We start from the raw sequence: 20293 nt of genomic DNA, 5'->3' as shown, positions 1-20293 counted from the left end.
GTGACGCGATCCATCATCATCGATTGTGACCCCGGTGTTGATGATTGCATCGCGCTGCTCGCCGCTCTGGGTGCGCCGGATCGTTTTGATCTGAAGGCTATCACGGTCGTTGCCGGCAATGTTCCGGTGGAAACTTGTGCCCGCAATGCCCGCGGGGTGCTGGCGCTGGCCGGGCGCGAGGACATACCGGTCTATGCCGGCTGTGATCGTCCGATGCGGGTCGACCCCGAATTCGCCGAACATATCCATGGGGCTTCGGGGCTGGGTGATGCTCGCCTGCCCGAAGCGAGCGTACCGGTCAGCACGACCCACGCGGTTGATTATCTGTGCGATACGCTCTCTGCGGCCGAGCCGGGCTCGATTACCCTGGTGATCACGGGGCCGATGACCAATTTCGCGACCGCGTTGAAGCGCGACGCCTCGATCATGCGCGGTGTCCGCGAGCTGGTGATCATGGGCGGCGCCGCGATCGAGGGCGGCAATATCACTGCCCATGCCGAGTTCAATATCTATGCAGACCCCGACGCAGCCAAGATCGTGCTGGAAAGCGGCTGTGCCACGACGCTGATCGGTCTCGACGCCACCTTGCAGATCCGTTGCACACCACCGCGCATGCAACGACTTGAAGCCTCCGGGCATCCGGCCTGTCATGCATCAGCAGCGATGATTTCCCACGTCAACCGGATCTATGGCGAGGTCTATGGCGCGGATGGTGCCGCGCTGCACGATCCCTGCACGATTGGCTACCTGCTCGACCCGGGCCTGTTCTCCAGCAAGTCGGTTTCTGTGACGGTGACCACATCCGACGACGAAAAACGCGGCAATACCGCGCTCGGAGCTGAATGCGCCAATGGTGTTAACTGGGTCACCGGGCTGGATGATGATGCTCTGTTCGACCTTCTTGTCACCTCGATGGAGCGCCTTTGATGAGCCAGGTAATCACGGTTCTGGGGTCAATCAATCTGGATCTGGTCGTGCGCTGCGATCAGTTGCCGAAGGCCGGAGAGACCGTGCTGGGCGATGGTTTCGCGAAATTTCCAGGCGGCAAGGGTGCCAACCAGGCTCTGGCTGCATCGCGCCTTGGGGCAGCTGTGAGCATGATTGGCTGTGTAGGCGCGGATGATGAGGCGGAAGCGGCGCTCGCTCTGTTGCGTGAAAATGGTGTGGATCTTGACCGTTGCCGCGTGAGCGAAGCGGCGCCCACCGGCGTGGCGATGATCGCCGTGGCGCCCGACGGCGACAACCAGATTGTCGTGGCTTCCGGGGCGAACGGTGGTTTGACCATAGCGGACTTGCCGGATCGGATTGAGGGGGCTCTGATTGGTCAGCTGGAAACGCCAGTCGAGGTCCTATCCGAAGCGGCCAGGCGTTGCGAGGGACTGGTCGTGCTCAATCTCGCGCCGGCCGCCGAGGTGCCGAACGAATTGCTTGAACGCGCCGATGTGTTGATCGTCAATGAAGCAGAGGGCGAGCATTACGGTCTGGGTCGACTGTTTGCGGCCGGAGGTCTGACAGCGCTGACGCTGGGAGTTCGGGGCGCTGCCCTGTTCCGCGACGGCCAGGAGATTGCCCGGTGCGCACCGCCCCAGGTCGAGGCGATTGATGCAACCGGTGCCGGAGATACATTCGTCGCGGCATTGAGCCTGGCTCTACTTGAACAGATGACGCCTTCCGACGCGCTGGCTTTTGCCTGTGCCGCCGGAGCCGCCTCCACCCTGAAAGCGGGCGCCCAGCCATCATTGCCGCTGCGCGCAGATGTTGAGGGTCTGATGATTGGCGCCGTCTGATCCGCGTTTACGCCGGTGATGTGCGGTCTTATCCTTTGGTTGCACTAACGAACTCTTATCCACAATCAGGTATTGTTTGAGTGATGCCAGTCATCACCATCGATGTTGTTGTTCGGATGTTCGCCTTTGCAGACGTCGTCTTAAATTGATGAAACCGGAACCGGTCGGGGAGGGCGGGGGGCGGCGCTTCGTGCGCTGATGCCGACGTCTCTGGGGGGACGGATGGCGTTTGCTGCGAGTGTGCTGGCATCGGTGTTGGTGATAGCGTCCATTTTGATTATTTCCCATTTCGTCGACGCGACCGTGGCCCGCCTGACAACCCGGGAACTCACCGAGACGGCTGCGGCCGAGGTGCTCTATCAATTTGTCGATGGAGAGCCGATGTTCGCGGGCGCCTGGTTTGTTGTCGAGGCGAATGCGCTCGACGGAAACGACGCCAATGTGGAGCGCGATGGTTGGTTGGCCCATCCAGATACCGGGCATTTCCGGCCTTATGTGTACAATTTCGGCAATGGTGCCCAGCGTCATCACCTGACCTTCGCTGACGCCGAAGGGGCACAGTCGGACTATTATCGTGTGCCGCTGACGTCTGGACAGCCCTATGTGACGAACCCGGGCCCCCTATTTGATTGAAGGCCAGTGGGTGCTGCTTCTCTCGGCGGCTTTTCCGGTCTCGCGCGATGGGGAAACAATCGGCGTTGTGGGCGTTGATTTTGATCTGTCAGCGCTGTCCGAGCATTTTGCCGGTATCAGGCCATACGGCGACGGCATGGTGCGCCTGGTCTCGCATGACCTGATGTGGGCCGCGACCAGTGATGAGAGCCAGTTGGGTGAGCCCGTTGCGCCAGCCGCTGATTTCTGGCCGGCATCCGCTACTGGACCGGGAATTCCCCAGGATGTGACGATTGTGCGGGGAGAGAACGGGCTGCTGCACCTGTTGTCGCCGATCCATCTTCGCCAGTTCGACCAGCCTTGGATAGTCGCCATCTCGGTCCCGGAGGCCACGGTGATGGCGGATGCCATCCAGATCCGGCAGCTGGTGCTTTATACGGGTGTCGGCCTGGTGGTCTGCGTGATCCTTGCGCTTCTGGCGGTGTCCCACCTGCTGGTGCGCCAGCCGATCCATCGCTCCATTGAAGCCATTCAGGCCCTGGAAGCTGGCCAGCTGGCAACGCCCATCCCTGAAACGAAGCGCCGCGACGAAATCGGGGATATCAATCGCGCTCTGCTCAGCTTCCGCGACAGCTTGAACCAGGTTCAGGAACTGGAAGCCGCCGACCGCGCCAAATCCCAGTTCCTGGCCAATATGAGCCATGAAATCCGAACGCCGCTGAATGGCGTGCTGGCCGCTTCACAGATGCTGGACAAGACGGAGTTATCCGAGGACCAGGCAGAATATTTGCGCATTATTCGTTCATCCGGAGCCATGCTGTTCGACCTGATCCGAGATGTGCTGGATCTGTCCAAGATCGAGTCGGGACAGATCCGGCTTGCATCCGATGAATTCCGTCTCACCGACGTGATCCAGCGCTTGGCTGACGCTGTTGGCGCGATGGCGACCGGCAGGGGGCTGGATATGCGAGTGGAGATTTCTCCCGAGCTAGATTGTTCTTTCCGGGGCGATGAAACGCGAGTCTGCCAGATCGTTACGAACCTTGCCGGCAACGCCCTCAAATTCACGGATACCGGTCATGTCGCAATCCATGTGGACCGGGCCGGCAAGACCGGGCAGGTGTGGACCCGGGTCGAAGACACCGGTCCGGGTATCGCCAAGGCAAACCTTGTTCGCGTTTTCGACCGCTTTAGCCAGATCGACGAATCCGACACGCGGGAGTTTGGTGGTTCTGGACTGGGTCTGGCGATTTCCCGCCAGTTTGCGCGCCTTATGGGCGGCGATATCTCGGCGCGCAGCAAGCCTGGTGTTGGAAGCTGTTTCACTGTGCTTCTTCCGCGGTAGCAGGTGAGTAAGCCGGAGGCGCTCCCCACGCCAGATGCCACACCAGCGGGGGCGGACAAGAGCGGCGGTTTCAATGTGCTCATCGTTGAGGATATTGCCTCCAACCGCTTCCTGCTGGCGCAATTCCTCAAGGCTTCTGGTCATATTGTGATCGAGGCGGAAAACGGCCAGGAGGCACTCAACCGTCTCGATGAAGACGCGGCCATTGATGTTGTTCTGATGGACCTGCAAATGCCGGTCATGTCCGGTGATGATGCCTTGCGCGAAATCCGCGCTACCGAGGAAGCTTATCGCGATGTGCCGGTCATCATGGTCACAGCGGATGCAGACACCGGAACCAGCGAGACTTTGCGCCAGGCCGGTGCCACTGCGTGCCTGACCAAGCCTGTCGACTTTGTCGCCCTCAAGGGTGAAATCGCGGGAGCGATGAAGCCGAGACGCGCTGCCTGAACGCTGATTCTCTCCCGCAAACCAGGTCGAAAAAGGCTTCGAAAACGTCGATTGAAAAAAATTATGCGGGCGCCCCGAGTGGGAAATACGGCTCGTTAGTTCGATTCAATCAACCCTACGAGAATACCCGAAATAATTGAAATCAAGTGATTTCTGCGACTTGCACGCGTGTCTGAAAGGGGGGCGGTTGACTGTTTCGCTACCGAAGGAAATTCAAGGCATTTTATGGTGACAAATTCGTGAATTCCCAAATGTTTTATAAAACTGTCACGTAAACGAGCGATACGGCAGAACCGAAATCCGAATATGCGCGAAATCTCGTGCAATCGTTGTTTCAGGAACAGGGCCGTATTCCATGGCAGCTATTAATCGACTTTCCATCCACGCGCGGGTCGGCATTCTCGCTGGCTTTTCCGCGTTCGCAGTTATCGCGCTTCTCTCGATCTTCTTCATCAGTCGCGCCCAGACCGATGCGGCGATCGAGCGCGGGCTCGAGTTTGCCGAGATCGAGCGCCTGGCGCTCGAGATGGAAATCGGTGCGCTGCAGATGCGCCGCCGGGAAAAGGACTTCCTCCTGCGCCGGGATGTCCAGTACCTCGATCGCTACCTGACCGACGCGGACACGGTTGCGCGGGTCATCAGCGAGATTCAGTCGCATGATCTGGACACCGAAACCGCCGCCGCGGCGGCGCGTCTGGCAACAGCGTTGCCACGTCACCGGACCGCGTTTGAAAGCGTCGTTGCCCAGGCCGTTGAGCTGGGGCTGACGCCCAGCGAGGGCCTGGAAGGTCGGTTACGCTCCGCTGTGCATGCAGTCGAGACCCGTCTCAACGAGTTTGGCGACGCGGAACTGACCGTGCTGATGTTGATGATGCGCCGGCACGAGAAGGACTTCATGCTGCGTGTTGAGTCTCGCTATATCGACCGGTTGGCAACGCGCCAGGTCGAGTTCGCCGAACTGATGGCGACCCGTAGCTACAGCGCAGCTGACCAGGCTGAAATCTCCCAGCTGATGCAGAACTATGGCCGCGATTTCCGAACCTGGGCGCAAACGCGTCTGCAGTTCGATGAAGACGTGTCCACGCTCTCTGCGATTTTCGCCGAGATGAGCACCGACTTTGATGTCATTCTCGAGCACGCTCAAGCCGGTAGCGAAGCCGCTTTGGTCGAGCTGGCGGCATCCCGGTCTCAGATCCTGATTGTCAGCCTGGCGGTCATGGCGGTGGTGGTTCTGCTCACCTTCGGTGTGACCTGGATCGTTGCCCGCTCCATCGCCCATCCGATCCGAGCCATCACTGATGTGATGAGCGGACTGGCGCGCGGCGAAGTGGATGCGGACGTGCCACACAGCAAGGACGGCGGCGAGATTGGCGAAATGGCTCGCACGCTCCGGATTTTCCAGGACGGGTATCACGAGATGGAGACGATGCGTGCGCAGCGTGCAGAGACCGAGGCCCGTGAGGCCGAGACTGCCGCGAAGGCCCGTAATGATCTTGCCGATGAATTCGACAACCGTATAGGTCAGATCGTCAACGAACTCGCTGCTGCGGCCAGCCAGATGATCGCTTCTGCTGGCGAGTTGCACGGATCTGCCCAGGGCGCTGACAAACGTGCCGGGACCGTGGCGTCTGCCGCCGAGCGGACATCGGGCAATACGCAAACTGTTGCCTCTGCAGCAGAGGAGCTGACCAGTTCCATTCGCGAGATCCACCGGCAGGTGAGCGATGCCTCCACCGATACCCAGAGCGCGGTCGAGGAAGCCAATACCACTCGCCAGACGGTATCCGACCTGGCTGAGGCGGTGTCACAAATTTCCGAAGTCGTCTCCCTCATCCAGTCCATTGCAGAGCAGACCAATCTTCTGGCTCTCAATGCGACCATCGAGGCCTCGCGAGCGGGCGATGCAGGCAAGGGCTTTGCCGTTGTTGCCTCCGAGGTGAAGGCGCTGGCTGACCAGACCGGTAATGCAACGCTGGAGATCGCCGATCAGATCGATGCGATCCAGGCCAGTGGCAAACAGGCCATTGCCGCGATCGAGGCGATGGCCGGAACCATCGACAATGTCGCCGCCGGCGCCACCGCCATCTCCAGCGCGGTCGAGCAGCAGGATGCGGCTGCTAATGAAATCGCTCACAGCGTTGCCCAGGCCGCCGAAGGAACGGCCGAGGTGACCGAGAGCATCACCGCCCTGTCAGCAATCGTTCGCGATACCGACCGGGCCTCTGACGAAGTTCTCAATGCCGCACGGAGCGTTTCCGACGGCGCTGAAAAACTCAAATCCGATCTGGCCACATTCATCGACCAGATACGGGCAGCCTGATCCACACACTCTATTCAAACGGGACGAAATAGAATGCGTACTCAAACCCTGAAGCTGCTTGGTGCAGCAGCCCTCGCTCTCACGGTGCCGGCCTCGGCCTTTGCCGACGACTGGAACTTCAACATGTCTCCTGGCCCACGCTGGGATGCTGAGGAATCTGGCAACTACTTCAAATTCCGCGGTCGTGCCTATTTCGATATCGCTAGCATCGACTGGAACAGCCCGCTGAGCACCGAGCCTGGTGACTCCGAAGAATGGCGCACGGCCCGCCTTGGCATCGAAACGAGCTTTAACGGCACGAAGCTTGTCGCCGAGTTCGATTTCTCCGGTGATGATGTTGATGCCAAGGACGTACACCTGACTTTCTCCGTCGGCGAGGGGTCGCTGCGTGTCGGGCAGTTCAAGACCATGAACTCGATGGAGGAACTGACCTCTTCGCGTTATGTCAGTTTCATGGAGCGCGGCATGGCGACGGACCTGTTCGGTCTCGACCGCCGCATCGGCGTTGCCTACTACTGGAACAATGACAGCATCACGGCGAGCGCCGGTATTTTTGGCGCCCCGCTGGATGACAATTTTGCCTTCCGCGAAGCCAATGATTCCAGTGCTGTTGCAGCGCGATTCACCTGGTCCAACCAGGAAGAAGGCGGCCCGCTCTACCACCTCGGCGCATCCATTCGCCGGACGGACCACGGCGATGCCGGCACGCGCCTACGTGTCCGCCCGAACGCGCACCTGTCCAACCGTTTCGCCGCCGCTGACTACCGCACTGGTCGGCCGCTGGGCGAAGCCGACAGCTCGACCTTCCTCGGCTTCGAAGCAGCGATGGTCCGGGGCGCGACGCATCTTCACGGTGAGCTGGCTCGGGTATCGCTCGACGGGCCTGCCGGCGACCCGGCATTTGTCAGCGGCTTTGTCTCCATCGGTCATTTCATCACGGGTGAAACGCGACGTTACAAGCAGTCCTCCGGCACGTTTAACCGGACCAGCCCGGATGCTCCTGTGACAGCCGGAGGCTATGGTGCGTTCGAGATCGCTGCACGTTTTGACTACGCGGATATGGGGGATGCCGGTCTCGGTACCCTGCAGACCACGACGCTGGGCGTGAACTGGTACGTTCACAGCAATTTCCGTGTCATGTTCAACCTTGTTGATGGTGAGCATGATGGTCCGGGTTATGTGGAAGAGGGCGATGCAGCCCAGTTCCGTTTCCAGATCGACTTCTGATTTTCACAAAGACCAGAATCGTCAGCAACGCCGCTCCGAACCGGGGCGGCGTTGTGCGTTGAGGTGGTGAAAACAGGTTTCCGCAATTCGATTTTATCTTCCTGTTATAGTTAACGAAAATTGGTGGAGACAAACTTGTCATCCGATTGTCGTCAAACTGTCACACAGACTCGGTATCCGAGCTGTGAGTTTTTTCGGATTTATTCGAAATGGGGATTTGGCCGGTCCGAGTGAAAGCCGATCACAGATCCGCTTCCGGGGTGTTCTGATGTTCTCATCAGCCACATCGCGGAGCGGGTGAGCCGGTTCGGGCTGGTGCTGACAGAGCGTTTAGGAAACACGCCTCTTTTAGGAGCTTCGTAATGAAGAGCACGCTGAAATCTATCACCTGCGCCATGACGGCTGCGCTGGCTGTTGCCGGTGCTGCCGATGCGCAGAGCCGCGACCAGATCCGCATCGTCGGTTCGTCCACGGTCTTTCCGTTCTCTACCGCAGTAGCTGAGTCCTTCGGCGCCAAGACGGGCAATGCGACCCCGGTTGTCGAATCCACCGGTTCCGGTGGTGGACTGCGCCTGTTCTGCTCCGGCGTGGGTGTTGAGTATCCGGATATCACCAATGCGTCCCGCCGAATGAAGGCATCCGAATTCGAGAACTGCCAGAACAATGGCGTGCGCGACATCACCGAGGTCCGCATTGGTTTCGACGGCATCGTCCTGGGCGCCGCCGACAATGGTGAAGGCCCGATGGAACTGACCCTGACGCAGCTGTGGCTGGCGCTGGCGGCTGAAGTTCCCGCCGACGACACCTGCTCTTCCTTCCAGGAAAACCCGTACCAGTACTGGTCCGAGATCGACGCCTCCCTGCCGCAGCAGCGCATTGAGGTGTTTGGCCCGCCGCCGACCTCCGGCACGCGAGACGCTTTCGTCGAGCTGGCCATGCAGGGTGGCGCTGCCGGTATTGCGTGCATGGAAGCGCTGGACGATGCAGACAGCGACCGTTTCGAGCAGATCGCCAGCCGTATCCGCGAAGACGGTGTCTGGGTTGATGCCGGCGAGAACGACAATGCGATCGTTCAGACCTTGGTCAACACCCCGACCGCGTTCGGCGTCTTCGGTTTCTCTTTCCTGGACCAGAACTCCGACCGCCTCGCTGGTGCGATCATTGACGGTGTCGGACCGGAATTCGAAGCCATCGCAGACGGCTCCTACCCGGTATCCCGTTCGCTGTTCTTCTATGTGAAGAATCGCCATGCGGATCTGGTCCCGGGTCTGGCCGGTTATGTTCGTGAATTCACCTCCGAGGATGCCTGGGGCGAGTTTGGTTACCTGACCGATCGTGGCCTGATCCCGCTGGGTGATGATGAACGTGCTGAAATGGCTGCCAGCGCTCGCGCTCTGACCGCTATGACGGAAGTGCCTGAATAGGCACCAAATTCAGCTCCCTGTGAGGCCGCGCCGTAGCAGGGAACAGCTTGAGTCAGGCATGTCGCCATCAACAATTAGTTGACGGAGACATGCCTGCGCTCGTATGCGGCGTGCGGGTATTGTGGCGAGGCGCTTTTCTGGCGCTGGAATGGGCACTGATGTCGATCGATACGATTATCGCTTTTAGCCTCTTGGTGGTCGTCGCCGGAGGCTTCTACGCAGGACGCACTCGAGCGATCCGCCTGGTGGGTGATGCACGACGCGAGTTGCACTCCCTGCCAAACTATTACGGATATTATGTCGCCCTGTGGACAGGCCTTCCCGCGCTGTTGGTGCTGATGGCCTATGCGCTGATCGGTGGCCAGGTCGCGGATCGCATGGTCGTGTCCGAACTGACCCGGGAAGCAGCGCCGCTGACCTCGACCTATCTCGAGACCCTGACCAATGATGCTGACTACCAAGCGCTGACAGCCGCCGCGGCCCAGCAGCGTGGCCGTGTGGTCGAGCTGAACGAAGAGATTTCCCGTCTGCGCAGCACACGCGGCGAGGATCGTGACCCGGCCATGATCGAGGCGCGACGCGCGGAACAGCTCGAAGTCCTCAATCTGGCAACGGATACGGATGCCCAGGCTGTCCGACGCCAGGAAGAAATCTCCCAGGGCATTCTCGATAGTATCGCCGAAGATGCGGGCGGCTATCGCATCAGGGCCGGCTTCCAGCTTGAACTGGGTGGCAATGCAGCCAAACAACTCTTCATGGCCGATGCGCGACGCATTGCAGACGGGCGTATTGCCAGCCGCACCTCGCCGGCCCTGGATGCAGCCGCGGCGTCGCTCGTTGAAACCGAGGCCCTTATCCGTCGTTCGGTGGCGGGGTTGGTCATTCTCATGGCCATTGCAGGTTTCGGTCTTTCCCGTTTCCAGATCGCGCCCAGCTTCCGCGCTCGCAACAATGTAGAGCGCCTGGTCCTGGTCGTCCTCTTCCTGTCGTCGCTGATTGCCATCCTGACAACGGTTGGCATCGTGGCCTCCCTGTTGTTCGAAAGCCTGCGCTTTTTCCGTGAAGTTCCGCTACAGGAATTCCTGTTCGGCCTGCAGTGGAGCCCGCAGATCGCCATTCGTGCGGATCAGGTCGGTCAGTCCGGCGCGTTCGGTGCGGTGCCGCTGTTTGCCGGTACGGCCATGATCACTCTGATCGCGATGGTCGTTGCTGTGCCGATCGGCCTTTTCTCTGCAATTTATCTGTCGGAATATGCCGGCACGCGTTTCCGCCAGATCGCCAAGCCGTTGCTGGAGATCCTCGCCGGCATCCCGACCGTGGTCTACGGCTTCTTCGCCCTGCTGACGGTTGGCCCGTTCATCCGTGGCATTTTCGGTGCGCTGGGATTTGAAGACGTGGTGACCCAGAGCGCCCTGTCGGCGGGTCTGGTGATGGGTGTGATGATCATTCCCTTCATCTCCTCGCTGTCCGACGACGTCATCAACTCGGTTCCCCAGACGCTGCGCGATGGCTCCTATGCAATGGGCGCGACCAAGTCTGAAACGATCCGCCAGGTTGTTCTGCCGGCGGCCCTTCCCGGGATTGTCGGGGCTGTCCTGCTGGCGATCAGCCGGGCGATCGGCGAGACCATGATTGTGGTCATGGCGGCGGGCCAGGGTGCAAACCTGACGGCGAACCCGCTCGAAGCGGTCACGACCATCACCGTACAGATCGTCATGCTGCTGACCGGCGACCAGGAGTTCGACAGCGTCAAGACGCTCTCGGCCTTTGCCCTGGGACTGGTGCTCTTCATCCTCACACTGATCATGAACATCATCGCCCTGCGTGTTGTTCGTCGTTACCGGGAAAAATATGACTGAGTCCGTGTCAAAACCCGCCATCAAGGCAGCGGTCGAAGCCCGTCTGGCGAAGCGTTACCGGTCTGAGGCGCGTTTCCGCAGCCTGGGGCTCGCAGCGATTTTCTCCGCGGTCGCGATCCTGGTGATCCTGCTCGGTTCGATCGGCATGCAGAGCCTGCCGGCCTATACCGCCAATGAGATCTTCCTCGAGGTCGATCTGGACCGTGATCTGGTCGACCCGCAAGGTGATGGGAGTGAGGTTTCGTTGCGCGAGGGATCCTATGCCCGCGTGTTGCAAAACGCGATGCGTGAGCAATTCCCGGAAGTACGGGCACGCCGCGATCTTCGCCAGCTTTTCCAGCTTTACACCGCGCTCAACGCACCGCGGCTGATGGATGAAGTCATCGAGGATCCGTCACTGGTCGGCACGCGCTATCGTTTCCGCATGCCGCTGTCGGACGACATGGATCTTTACCTCAAGGGCGAGCTGCTGGATCAATCCGAGACCCGGATGAATACCGCGCTGCGCGCCGCGGAAGAGGGGCGCTCCATTGCGCTTGTCAGCGATGATGCCGGGTTTGCAGCCATGGTTGAAAACCAGCGTGCGGCTCTGCGCAATGAGGCTGTCGCCCTGGGGGCCAGCGCCGACGAGCTGGATCTGCGTGTCCAGGCTGCCGGTGACGAGGATGTCAGTGCGCTTGTAGACCGCATTGCCAATCTGCGTGAGCGCCAGCAGGGCCTGCTTGACTGGGCCGATGCCGAGGATGGCGTTTTCCGTCTCGACGACACTCTGCCGAGTGTCATCGTGGAGATGGCAGGCGGTGCTTACAAGCTGGACGGTGTTTCTGTTGACGGGACCCGGGCGACCGGTCGTGCGGTCGTGCAGCCGGAAAGCCAGAGCGCGGACAGCTGGAACCTGCTGGTCGTGGATGTGCCGGAAAGCCGCCGGCGTTCCTCGGACAACCAGCTGGTCTGGTCCCGTGTCCTGCGTGACCGCGGTGTCATCGAGGAACACACGAACCGCTATCTGTTCGGCAATGCCGACTCGCGCGAGCCTGAGCTCGCTGGTGTGCGTGGTGCGCTGCACGGTTCGATCCTCACCATTCTGATCGCTCTGATCCTGTCGGTGCCGGTGGGTGTGTTTGCCGCGATCTATCTGGAAGAATTTGCGCCGAAGAATCCGGTCACGGATCTGATCGAGGTCAATATCAACAATCTGGCCGCCGTGCCGTCGATCGTGTTCGGCATGCTGGGCCTGGCTGTCTTCATCAATGTCTTCGGCCTGCCGCGATCCTCGCCGGTTCTGGGTGGTCTGGTCCTGTCGCTGATGACGCTGCCGACCATCATCATCGCGACACGCGCCGCCATGAAGGCTGTGCCGCCCTCGATCCGCGATGCTGCGCTGGGTATCGGTGCGTCGCAGACGCAGACCGTCTTCCACCACGTCCTGCCGCTGGCCGCTCCGGGTATTCTGACGGGCTCCATTATCGGCCTGTCACGCGCGCTGGGTGAAACCGCGCCGCTGCTGATGATCGGCATGGTGGCCTTTATCGCCGAGACGCCGAGCCTGGACATTGAGGGCATGACGCAGCCGGCGACGGTTCTGCCAGTACAGGTTTTCCTTTGGTATGATGGCGCCGAACGCGCCTTCGAGCCGCGCGCAGCTGCCGCGATCATGGTGCTGCTGGGCTTGATGATCAGTTTCAATGCGCTCGCCATCTATCTGCGACACAAGTTTGAACGTAGATGGTAGGCATGGATGGACACTGTCAGACAGGGTCCAGGGTTGTGAGGACAAAGTGAGCGAGACGAATTCAAAAGTCGAAGTACGCGATGTCGACGTTTTCTACGGCGACAAGCAGGCGCTGAACAGCGTATCCATCGACATCCCCAAGAACAGCGTCACCGCGTTCATCGGGCCGTCGGGTTGCGGCAAGTCGACCTTCCTGCGTTGTCTGAACCGCATGAATGACACGATTGAGGGCGCCCGGGTCGAGGGCTCCATCAAGATCGATGGCGAGGAGATCAACGACAAACACCTGGATCCGGTGATCCTGCGTGCGCGTGTCGGCATGGTGTTCCAGAAGCCGAATCCCTTCCCGAAATCCATCTATGACAATGTCGCCTATGGTCCGCGTATTCACGGCCTGGCGCAGTCCTCCGACGAGCTGGACGATATTGTCGAGCAGAGCCTGCGCAAGGCGGGCCTGTGGGAAGAGGTCTCCGACCGCCTGTCACATCCGGGCACAAGCCTGTCCGGCGGCCAGCAGCAGCGCCTGGTGATTGCCCGTGCCATCGCCGTCAATCCGGAAGTCATCCTGATGGACGAGCCGTGTTCGGCACTCGACCCGATCGCGACGGCCCGTATCGAGGGGCTGATCGACGAGCTGCGCGAGAATTACTGCATCGTCATCGTGACCCACTCCATGCAGCAGGCGGCGCGTGTCTCCCAGCAGACGGCCTTCTTCCACCTGGGAGACCTGGTCGAGCATGGCCCGACCGAGACGATCTTCACCAATCCGCGTGAGCAGAAAACGCAGGATTACATCATGGGCCGTTTCGGCTGATCAGCCCGCCCAGGCAAGGCCGTTCTGATCATGTCGATGCGTGCGAAGCGGCCTTTGCCATCTCCCGTGATGATCCCGGATGCCGTGACGCGGCGCCCTGTTTGAACGGGTTCCCGTCAGGGTGCGCTGGTGTCAGTCTGCGTCAGGTCGCGTGATATTGGCCTGCAGGGCAAGCCGCATCAGGCGCAGGCTGGAGCGTACGTCCAGCTTGTTCATCAGGTTCTCGCGGTGTTTGCGGGCCGTGCCCACGGAAATGCCAAGCATATTGGCCATTTCACCCAGTTCATGCCCTTCGCCGATCAGGGCCAGCAATTCGAGTTCCCGCCGCGTCAGCTCGGCGATGCGCTCTGCGCTGCCGGCATTGTCGGCGGCAGGGGAGGGCAGCGGCGCCCTGAGTGCCTCGACCAGGTCCTCCACAGGGTCGCCCTTGTGGTAGAAATGACCGGCAAAACCCGCCAACTCCTCGCGCTCCGAAACGGTCAGCGGAGAACCGGTCATCAGCACGCAGATGAGATCCGGATTGCTGTCCCGCAAGGCCGAGATGAGCTGCAGGCCCGTCATGTCCGGCAGGCCGAAATCCACCAGGGCGAGATCGGCGGTTTCAGGCGTGCCGTTTGTCAACGCGGCACTGGCGCTGGTGAATGTGTTCACCGTGTCAGCAATGCCCTCAACGCTCAGCAGGGATTGCAGGCCGTCGCTGACGAGCGGGTGGTCGTCGATGATGAGAACGCGGGGGAAGGACATTTAATCTTGGCGGCCGCTCTGGTCGCGTGGCTGGACAGTCTTCTGCTTTCGTATCACATAGCCTTGGCGGGGCAAGCGAGTGAGTGTGAAGGGCGTCGTTGATGCGGGATGCAGACTTTCCTGACAGGTTTTGGTTCAGCGGGCGTTTCAAGGACGACACGCTGGAGCAGGAATACTGGCTGAATGTCCGTCCAGTCGCCTTCCGCCTGGCGGCGTTGGCCGCGTTTCTTGCGGGGATTACCTGGCTGACTTCGGTCACCCACGAACTCCAGATCCAGGACATGCAACAGGGGGTGCGTCTGCTGATTGCCTGGCGGGTCAGCTTTTTCATGTATTGCCTGATTGTGGTTGGTGCCTTGCTGAGCGAGGCCACGCGAGCCCCGAAATCCTGGGTACGTTGGTTGCTGGTTGGGTGGTACGCTTTTTTATGTGTCGCTCGTCGCCGTGGTAAACCTGTTCTACCTGAACTACGAGACGACGCCGGAAGGGCTTTCAGCGCGCTTTCTCGCCATCTCCTTCTGGATGGCGATGAGTTACGCGTTGATCGGGATGTTGAACTATCACCTGTTCCAGGCCAGCGCGGCGTTCTCGGTAATCTGTATCGCCTGGTACCTTGCGCTGTTGCTGTTCTTCCAGCCAGGTGAGGCCCGGGTGTATGTGATCACCCTGACCACGATGATCCCGGCTGCAATTGCGATGTATGTCTCGATGCGCCTGTCGGGCCGAGTCTCGCGGCGCAATTTCTTTCTCAACAAGGTCTATCTGGACGCGAAGGACGAGGCAGAGAAGGCCAATTCCGTTCTCTCACTCCTGCTGACGTCCACCGGGCATGATGTTCGCCAGCCCCTGTTCGCTCTCGACCTTAACGCGACGGTGCTCAGCCGGGCGCTCGACCGCGGCGACCTCGCCGCGGCGCAGGAGACAGCAGACAAGCAGAAATCCCTCACCCGGAATATCTCGCAATTCCTGACCTCGGTGCTCGAACTGTCCCGGACCGAACGAAACCTGTCGGACTGGAACCGGTCCAGCCCCGTTGCGGTATCCGACCTGTTTGAAACCACCGCCGCTCTGGCGCGGGAGACCATTTCGGTCAATCAGGTGCAATGGCGCGAGGTGAGCAGCGCGCTCCATGTTGAGGCCAGCAAGAGCATGGTCGAGCGCATCCTGCTGAATCTGATCATCAATGCGGTGGCCCATGCCGAGGCCGAGCGCATCCTGCTGGGCGTCAGGCGCTGTGGTAAGGATGTCATGCTGTGTGTGGTCGACAATGGGCGCGGTCTGTCCAGCGAGCCGATCGTGCTCGACAGCGAGACCTATTTTGAACACCGCATTCACAGCGCGGACCGTGCTTCGGGCTACGGATTGGACCTGATTTTCCGGCTGGCCCAGAATTGCGACTACCGCCTGGTGATGCGATCCGAGCCGGGGCGTGGCGTGCATGCCTGTCTGCGGCTGCCGCGAACGGACACGCGTGAGTAGCGCGAAAGAAACAACCAGGCGAATTTCGAAAAAATACGTCGATCTGCGTATTTAGTTCGGTCTCTTCGCGTGATCATTTTCCGTCAGAACTCGCGCCAGCTGGAAATCGGCCACGACGCGAGCGCTATCTCTATTGCTCTGACTGCCGCCTCTCCGGCTCGAGCGATGGTGAGTTCTCGGCTTACGATGCCCGCAAGAGTCGAGAATACCGTTCTGACGAACTAGGGGGTAAGTCAGAATGGACTAGCGGAGCGATCCACTCACCCGGATCGCTCCGCTATTTATTTTGGGTCAGCGTTTTGCCGCGCGGCGTCGGGAGCGTTGCCAGCGCTTGATATGGGGCTCGAAGAAAAGCCAGATCCCCGTCAGCCATAGAACCAGCAGGATGATACCCGCGGGCAGGAAGATGAAAGTCTTCACCCAGTCGGCAAAAAACGAGCCGTCATGGATCTGTTCGAACAGATCGGAGCGGCGATACTCCAGAGACAGCACATCCAGTGTCACCAGGTCGATCTGTGCTTCCCAGCGGTTTGGCGCAATGAACTTGGCGATGCCGCGGTCCGAGCGGATATCGATTCGCTCGAACTCTTCCCAGGCTGAAATCTCGAGCTCGGGAACGGCCACGGCGGCTTCATAGAGCTGTGCCAGCGTCGTGTCAGGAACACCCTCAGCGACTTCGGCGCTGCGCTGGGTCGGCGGTTGGATCCAGTCGAAATCCTTTTTCAGCATCAGGAACAGGCCGGCGATGATCATCACGCCCAGCGGGAGCATGATGACAGGAGAGGCCCAGTGATGGATGTCGCGGAGAAGCTTGCCGATTTTCATGGCTCGCATCCTTGCGATGGATCCAATCGGGTCAAGGCTTTGAGCTGCCTAGATGTTCAGATTTCTGTGATACTATAACCCCAGCCTTTCATTTTCCCTTCGGGTTGCTAAGGTCCCCCCGATTCAATCAATTGGGGAGTGAACCATGCGAGGTATTCTATGTGCCGTCCTCATGTGCACCCTGCCACAGGCAGCGTGTGCGCAGCAGGAGGACGATACCGATGCAGGGGTCGTGAATTCGGGCACGTTCAGTGGCTTTGAGTTCCGCAGCATCGGCCCGGCCTTCATGTCCGGCCGTATCGGCGATATCGAGATCATGGAGGATGACCCGTCGACCTGGATTGTCGGCGTCGGTTCCGGTGGTGTCTGGCGCACGGACAATGCGGGAACGACCTGGACGTCGCTGTTTGATGGTCAGGGTGTCTATTCCATTGGTACGGTGACGGTCGATCCGTCCAATCCGCACACGATCTGGGTCGGTACCGGCGAAAACCATGGCGGCCGCCATGTCGGTTACGGCAATGGTATCTACCGCTCCCGCGATGGTGGCAGCAGCTGGGAACATCTCGGCCTGGAATCCTCCGAGCACATTTCCGAGATCATCGTTCACCCGGAAGATCCGAACACCATCTGGGTCGCGTCCCAGGGGCCGCTGTGGTCGTCGGGCGGTGAGCGTGGTCTCTACAAGTCCACCGATGGTGGCGAAAGCTGGAACCTGGTCCTGTCCGCAGGTCAGTGGACCGGTGTCACCGACATCGTCATGGATCCGCGCAATCCTGACCGCCTGGTCGCCGCAACCTGGCAGCGTCACCGTACGGTCGCCGCGTATATGGGGGCTGGCCCGGAAAGCGGCTTGCATGTCTCCGATGATGGTGGTGAAACCTGGCGCGAAGTGACTGCGGGTTTGCCAGCCGGGAACATGGGCAAGATCGGCCTCGCCATCTCCCCGCAAAATCCGGACGTACTCTACGCCGCGATCGAGGAAAACCGCCGCGAGGGCGGTGTCTATCGCTCCACCAATCGCGGTGAAAGCTGGACGCTGATGTCCGACACGGTCTCCGGGGGTACGGGACCGCACTACTACATGGAGCTCTACGCTCACCCGCACCATTTCGACCGTATCATCCTGGTTTCCAACACGACGCAGATTTCCAGCGATGGTGGCGCGAGTTTCCGTGACATCAACAATGAGAACAAACACGTCGACGATCATGCGATCGCCTTCCATCCCACCGACCCGGATTTCATGCTGGTCGGTTCCGATGGTGGTCTGTACGAGACGCTGGACGGTGATGCGACCTGGCGCTTTATCTCCAACCTGCCGATTACGCAGTTCTATGACATTGCGCTGGATGATGCCGAGCCGTTCTACAACGTCTATGGCGGTACCCAGGACAACAACACCCAGGTAGGCCCGTCGCGCACGGACAGCCGTCACGGCATCCGCAATTCCGACTGGGAAGTGACGCTGTTCGGTGATGGCCACGAGCCGGATGTGGAGCCGGGTAATCCCGACATCGCCTATTCCAGCTGGCAGCAGGGCAATCTGGTACGTTTCGACCGGTCCACCGGCGAACTGATCTATATCCGCGCCCAGCCTCAGCCGGGCGAACCGGCCGAGCGGTTCAACTGGGATGCGCCGATTGTCGTCTCCTCGCACGAGCCGACGCGGCTTTATCACGCGTCCCAGCGTGTCTGGCGGTCCGATGACCGGGGCGACACCTGGACAGCTCTGTCAGGCGATCTGACGCGCGATGAGGATCGCATGCAACTGCCGATCATGGGTCGTCAGTGGTCCTGGGATGCGGGCTGGGACCTCTATGCGATGTCCGTATACAACACGATCAGTGCGCTGGCGGAATCGCCGGTCGACGAGAATGTGCTCTACGCCGGTACTGATGATGGTCTGATCCAGGTCTCCACGGATGGTGGTGCGAGCTGGACCGAGACACGTGCGGGCAGCCTGCGCGGTGTTCCGGATCGGGCCTTCATCAATGATTTCGAGCCGTCCCGTTTCGAGGCCGGTACGGTCTACATGGCGATGGACAATCACAAGGAAGGTGATTTCGCGCCATACCTGATGCGCTCGGACAATTACGGTCGCAGCTGGCGCATGATCACCAATGGCCTGCCGGAAGACCAGCAGGTCTGGCGGATCGTGCAGGATCACGAGAACCCGAACCTGTTGTTCATCGGTACCGATTTTGGCGTCTATTTCACCATCGACGGTGGCGATAACTGGACCCAGATGACGGCCGGCATGCCGCCGATCCCGGCGCGTGACCTGCTGATCCACGAGCGTGAAGATGACCTTGTTGTCGGTACGTTCGGGCGGTCCATCTACGTGCTGGATGACATTTCCGCCTTGCGTGAGGTGACCGAGGAAATGCTGGAGACCGAGACGCGTCTCTTCCCGGTCCGCCGGGCCTGGTGGTACCAGCAGCAGCATGAGCTGGGCTTCGACACCCGGGGTTATCAGGGCGATGGCTATTTCCAGGCCGAGAACCCGGCCTTTGGCGCCACGATCACCTATTACATGCACGAAGGCCTGCAGACGGCCGAGGAAATCCGCCAGGAAGCCGAGGCTCCGGCCAATGATGCGGGCGAGGATACACCTTTCCCGGGCTTTGATGTGGTCGAGGCGGAACGCCGTGAGGCGCCGCCGCGCATGTGGCTGGTGATCCGGGACAGCAATGACAATGTCGTTCGCCGTCTGCCGGGACCGGTTACGGCCGGCTTCCACCGTGTGGCTTGGGATCTGACCTATCCGAGCAGGTCCGCTGTCACCCAGCCAGACACGCCGGACAGTTCCACATCCGGATACCTGGTCGCGCCGGGCACCTATTCCGTCGAACTGGTGCGTCAGCACAATGGTGAGACGGTCAGCATCGGTGACCGCCAGAGCATTGAGGTGGTTCGTCTGACTGAGGGTGCCCTGCCGGGCTCCCCGGATGACGAGGTCGTGGCCTTCTGGGAGCGTCTTGCCGAGATGCAGCACCAGTTGTCCGCAGCCAATGCGACGATCGGCCAGACCCAGACCCGCCTGGCGGTTCTGCAGTCTGCCCTGCATCGCTCGCGCACAGCTCCGGGTGCACTGGATGATCAACTCGAGGGCCTGCGCCAGGAGCTGTTCGCTATCCAGGAAGCCATGGGCGGTAACCAGTCGAGAAATGGTCGTTACGGCGCCGAACCGTCCACGGTCGGCTCTCGCCTGTCCTTTGCCCAACTGGGCACGTCCAACGCGACTTATGGCCCGTCTCCGGCTCACTCTTCCCAGCTGGGCATGGCCGAGGAGGAGTTCGAGGGCTTGCGGGCTCGTCTGAGTGCACTGACCGAGGAAGCCATTCCGGCCTTCGAGACGGCGCTTGGCGAAGCCGGTGCCCCCTGGACACCGAACCGCACCCTGCCGCCGTGGTAGGCTGATTGATCCGGGGCCGCGATGCGGCCCCGGATACGTTCCCGCTGGGCACTTTCCCCGTCCGTACCAGAGCGCCGCTGTCGTCAGGATTGACCTGAGATGCCGCCGCCGGTTTTTGCTCTTCACATCTATCCATCTTGTTCCTGAGCCGGTCGCTAGCGTACCGAATTCTCCATCGGCTGGCGCTCGGCAGCGCTGAGGCATTGATGTCCGCGGGCCAAATGGATATTTGCGGGGCAGTTGCAAAAAATTGCAAA

Annotated in this window: 16 protein-coding genes; 14 read left to right on the top strand and 2 right to left on the bottom strand. The window is 60.5% G+C overall.

Going from position 1 to position 20293, the window contains the following annotated elements; genetic code table 11:
- From SIC17_RS06275 to pstB, 11 genes are all read left to right on the top strand, one after another.
- Positions 1-927 (top strand): nucleoside hydrolase, encoded by a 927-nt coding sequence (locus tag SIC17_RS06275; RefSeq protein ID WP_291896544.1) that lies wholly within the window; start codon positions 1-3, stop codon positions 925-927.
- Positions 927-1787: a ribokinase gene (locus tag SIC17_RS06270; protein ID WP_291896542.1), complete on the top strand. Its 861-nt coding sequence runs from the start codon at positions 927-929 to the stop codon at positions 1785-1787. The genes SIC17_RS06275 and SIC17_RS06270 overlap by 1 nt, the downstream gene beginning before the upstream one ends.
- A 222-nt stretch (positions 1788-2009) precedes the next feature.
- Positions 2010-2420, top strand: a complete 411-nt coding sequence (locus SIC17_RS06265) for a hypothetical protein (RefSeq protein ID WP_412546714.1) — start codon at positions 2010-2012, stop codon at positions 2418-2420.
- A 10-nt stretch (positions 2421-2430) separates the two neighbouring features.
- Entirely contained in the window at positions 2431-3744 is a 1314-nt protein-coding gene (locus SIC17_RS06260; protein WP_412546713.1) for an ATP-binding protein, read from the top strand.
- Positions 3745-3747: 3 nt separating this feature from the next.
- Positions 3748-4194, top strand: a complete 447-nt coding sequence (locus tag SIC17_RS06255; RefSeq protein WP_291896538.1) for a response regulator — start codon at positions 3748-3750, stop codon at positions 4192-4194.
- A gap of 355 nt (positions 4195-4549) precedes the next feature.
- Positions 4550-6514 carry a methyl-accepting chemotaxis protein gene (locus SIC17_RS06250; protein WP_291896536.1) on the top strand — a complete coding sequence of 655 codons (1965 nt, stop codon included), beginning with the start codon at positions 4550-4552 and terminating at the stop codon, positions 6512-6514.
- Between the two features lie 33 nt (positions 6515-6547).
- Complete coding sequence (locus SIC17_RS06245) at positions 6548-7741, top strand: OprO/OprP family phosphate-selective porin (RefSeq protein WP_291896534.1); 1194 nt, start codon at positions 6548-6550, stop codon at positions 7739-7741.
- Between the two features lie 362 nt (positions 7742-8103).
- Positions 8104-9165 (top strand): substrate-binding domain-containing protein, encoded by a 1062-nt coding sequence (locus tag SIC17_RS06240; protein WP_291896532.1) that lies wholly within the window; start codon positions 8104-8106, stop codon positions 9163-9165.
- A 158-nt stretch (positions 9166-9323) separates the two neighbouring features.
- Complete coding sequence (gene pstC / locus SIC17_RS06235; protein ID WP_366940137.1) at positions 9324-11024, top strand: phosphate ABC transporter permease subunit PstC; 1701 nt, start codon at positions 9324-9326, stop codon at positions 11022-11024.
- Positions 11017-12756, top strand: a complete 1740-nt coding sequence (gene pstA, locus SIC17_RS06230) for a phosphate ABC transporter permease PstA (RefSeq protein ID WP_412546712.1) — start codon at positions 11017-11019, stop codon at positions 12754-12756. Before pstC ends, pstA begins: the two co-directional genes overlap by 8 nt.
- A 46-nt stretch (positions 12757-12802) precedes the next feature.
- Complete coding sequence (gene pstB, locus SIC17_RS06225; protein WP_291896527.1) at positions 12803-13570, top strand: phosphate ABC transporter ATP-binding protein PstB; 768 nt, start codon at positions 12803-12805, stop codon at positions 13568-13570.
- A gap of 132 nt (positions 13571-13702) precedes the next feature.
- Here the strand turns inward: pstB and SIC17_RS06220 are convergent, their stop codons facing one another.
- Complete coding sequence (locus SIC17_RS06220; RefSeq protein ID WP_412546711.1) at positions 13703-14314, bottom strand: response regulator transcription factor; 612 nt, start codon at positions 14312-14314, stop codon at positions 13703-13705.
- 101 nt (positions 14315-14415) lie between these two features.
- Here SIC17_RS06220 and SIC17_RS06215 point away from each other — a divergent pair, with 101 nt between their 5' ends.
- Entirely contained in the window at positions 14416-14958 is a 543-nt protein-coding gene (locus SIC17_RS06215; RefSeq protein ID WP_412546710.1) for a hypothetical protein, read from the top strand.
- Positions 14843-15793 carry a sensor histidine kinase gene (locus SIC17_RS06210; RefSeq protein ID WP_412546709.1) on the top strand — a complete coding sequence of 317 codons (951 nt, stop codon included), beginning with the start codon at positions 14843-14845 and terminating at the stop codon, positions 15791-15793. The genes SIC17_RS06215 and SIC17_RS06210 overlap by 116 nt, the downstream gene beginning before the upstream one ends.
- 291 nt (positions 15794-16084) lie before the next feature.
- Here the strand turns inward: SIC17_RS06210 and SIC17_RS06205 are convergent, their stop codons facing one another.
- Positions 16085-16618 carry a PepSY domain-containing protein gene (locus SIC17_RS06205; RefSeq protein ID WP_412546708.1) on the bottom strand — a complete coding sequence of 178 codons (534 nt, stop codon included), beginning with the start codon at positions 16616-16618 and terminating at the stop codon, positions 16085-16087.
- A 145-nt stretch (positions 16619-16763) separates the two neighbouring features.
- Here SIC17_RS06205 and SIC17_RS06200 point away from each other — a divergent pair, with 145 nt between their 5' ends.
- Positions 16764-20036 (top strand): VPS10 domain-containing protein, encoded by a 3273-nt coding sequence (locus SIC17_RS06200; protein WP_412546707.1) that lies wholly within the window; start codon positions 16764-16766, stop codon positions 20034-20036.
- Positions 20037-20293: the final 257 nt, after the last annotated feature.

Source organism: Maricaulis sp. MIT060901, from assembly GCF_047123815.1.
In the GTDB taxonomy this organism is placed as follows: domain Bacteria; phylum Pseudomonadota; class Alphaproteobacteria; order Caulobacterales; family Maricaulaceae; genus Maricaulis.
This window is presented reverse-complemented; position numbering and strand designations above follow the sequence as displayed.

Excerpts from the sequence above, each read along its gene's own strand:
- SIC17_RS06270 (WP_291896542.1), top strand. The coding sequence starts at position 927 with ATGAGCCAGGTAATCACGGTTCTGGGGTCAATCAATCTGGATCTGGTC.
- SIC17_RS06265 (WP_412546714.1), top strand. The coding sequence starts at position 2,010 with ATGGCGTTTGCTGCGAGTGTGCTGGCATCGGTGTTGGTGATAGCGTCC.
- SIC17_RS06250 (WP_291896536.1), top strand. The coding sequence starts at position 4,550 with ATGGCAGCTATTAATCGACTTTCCATCCACGCGCGGGTCGGCATTCTC.
- SIC17_RS06245 (WP_291896534.1), top strand. The coding sequence starts at position 6,548 with ATGCGTACTCAAACCCTGAAGCTGCTTGGTGCAGCAGCCCTCGCTCTC.
- SIC17_RS06240 (WP_291896532.1), top strand. The coding sequence starts at position 8,104 with ATGAAGAGCACGCTGAAATCTATCACCTGCGCCATGACGGCTGCGCTG.
- pstC (WP_366940137.1), top strand. The coding sequence starts at position 9,324 with ATGTCGATCGATACGATTATCGCTTTTAGCCTCTTGGTGGTCGTCGCC.
- pstA (WP_412546712.1), top strand. The coding sequence starts at position 11,017 with ATGACTGAGTCCGTGTCAAAACCCGCCATCAAGGCAGCGGTCGAAGCC.
- SIC17_RS06220 (WP_412546711.1), bottom strand. The coding sequence starts at position 14,314 with ATGTCCTTCCCCCGCGTTCTCATCATCGACGACCACCCGCTCGTCAGC.
- SIC17_RS06215 (WP_412546710.1), top strand. The coding sequence starts at position 14,416 with ATGCGGGATGCAGACTTTCCTGACAGGTTTTGGTTCAGCGGGCGTTTC.
- SIC17_RS06210 (WP_412546709.1), top strand. The coding sequence starts at position 14,843 with ATGAGTTACGCGTTGATCGGGATGTTGAACTATCACCTGTTCCAGGCC.
- SIC17_RS06205 (WP_412546708.1), bottom strand. The coding sequence starts at position 16,618 with ATGAAAATCGGCAAGCTTCTCCGCGACATCCATCACTGGGCCTCTCCT.
- SIC17_RS06200 (WP_412546707.1), top strand. The coding sequence starts at position 16,764 with ATGCGAGGTATTCTATGTGCCGTCCTCATGTGCACCCTGCCACAGGCA.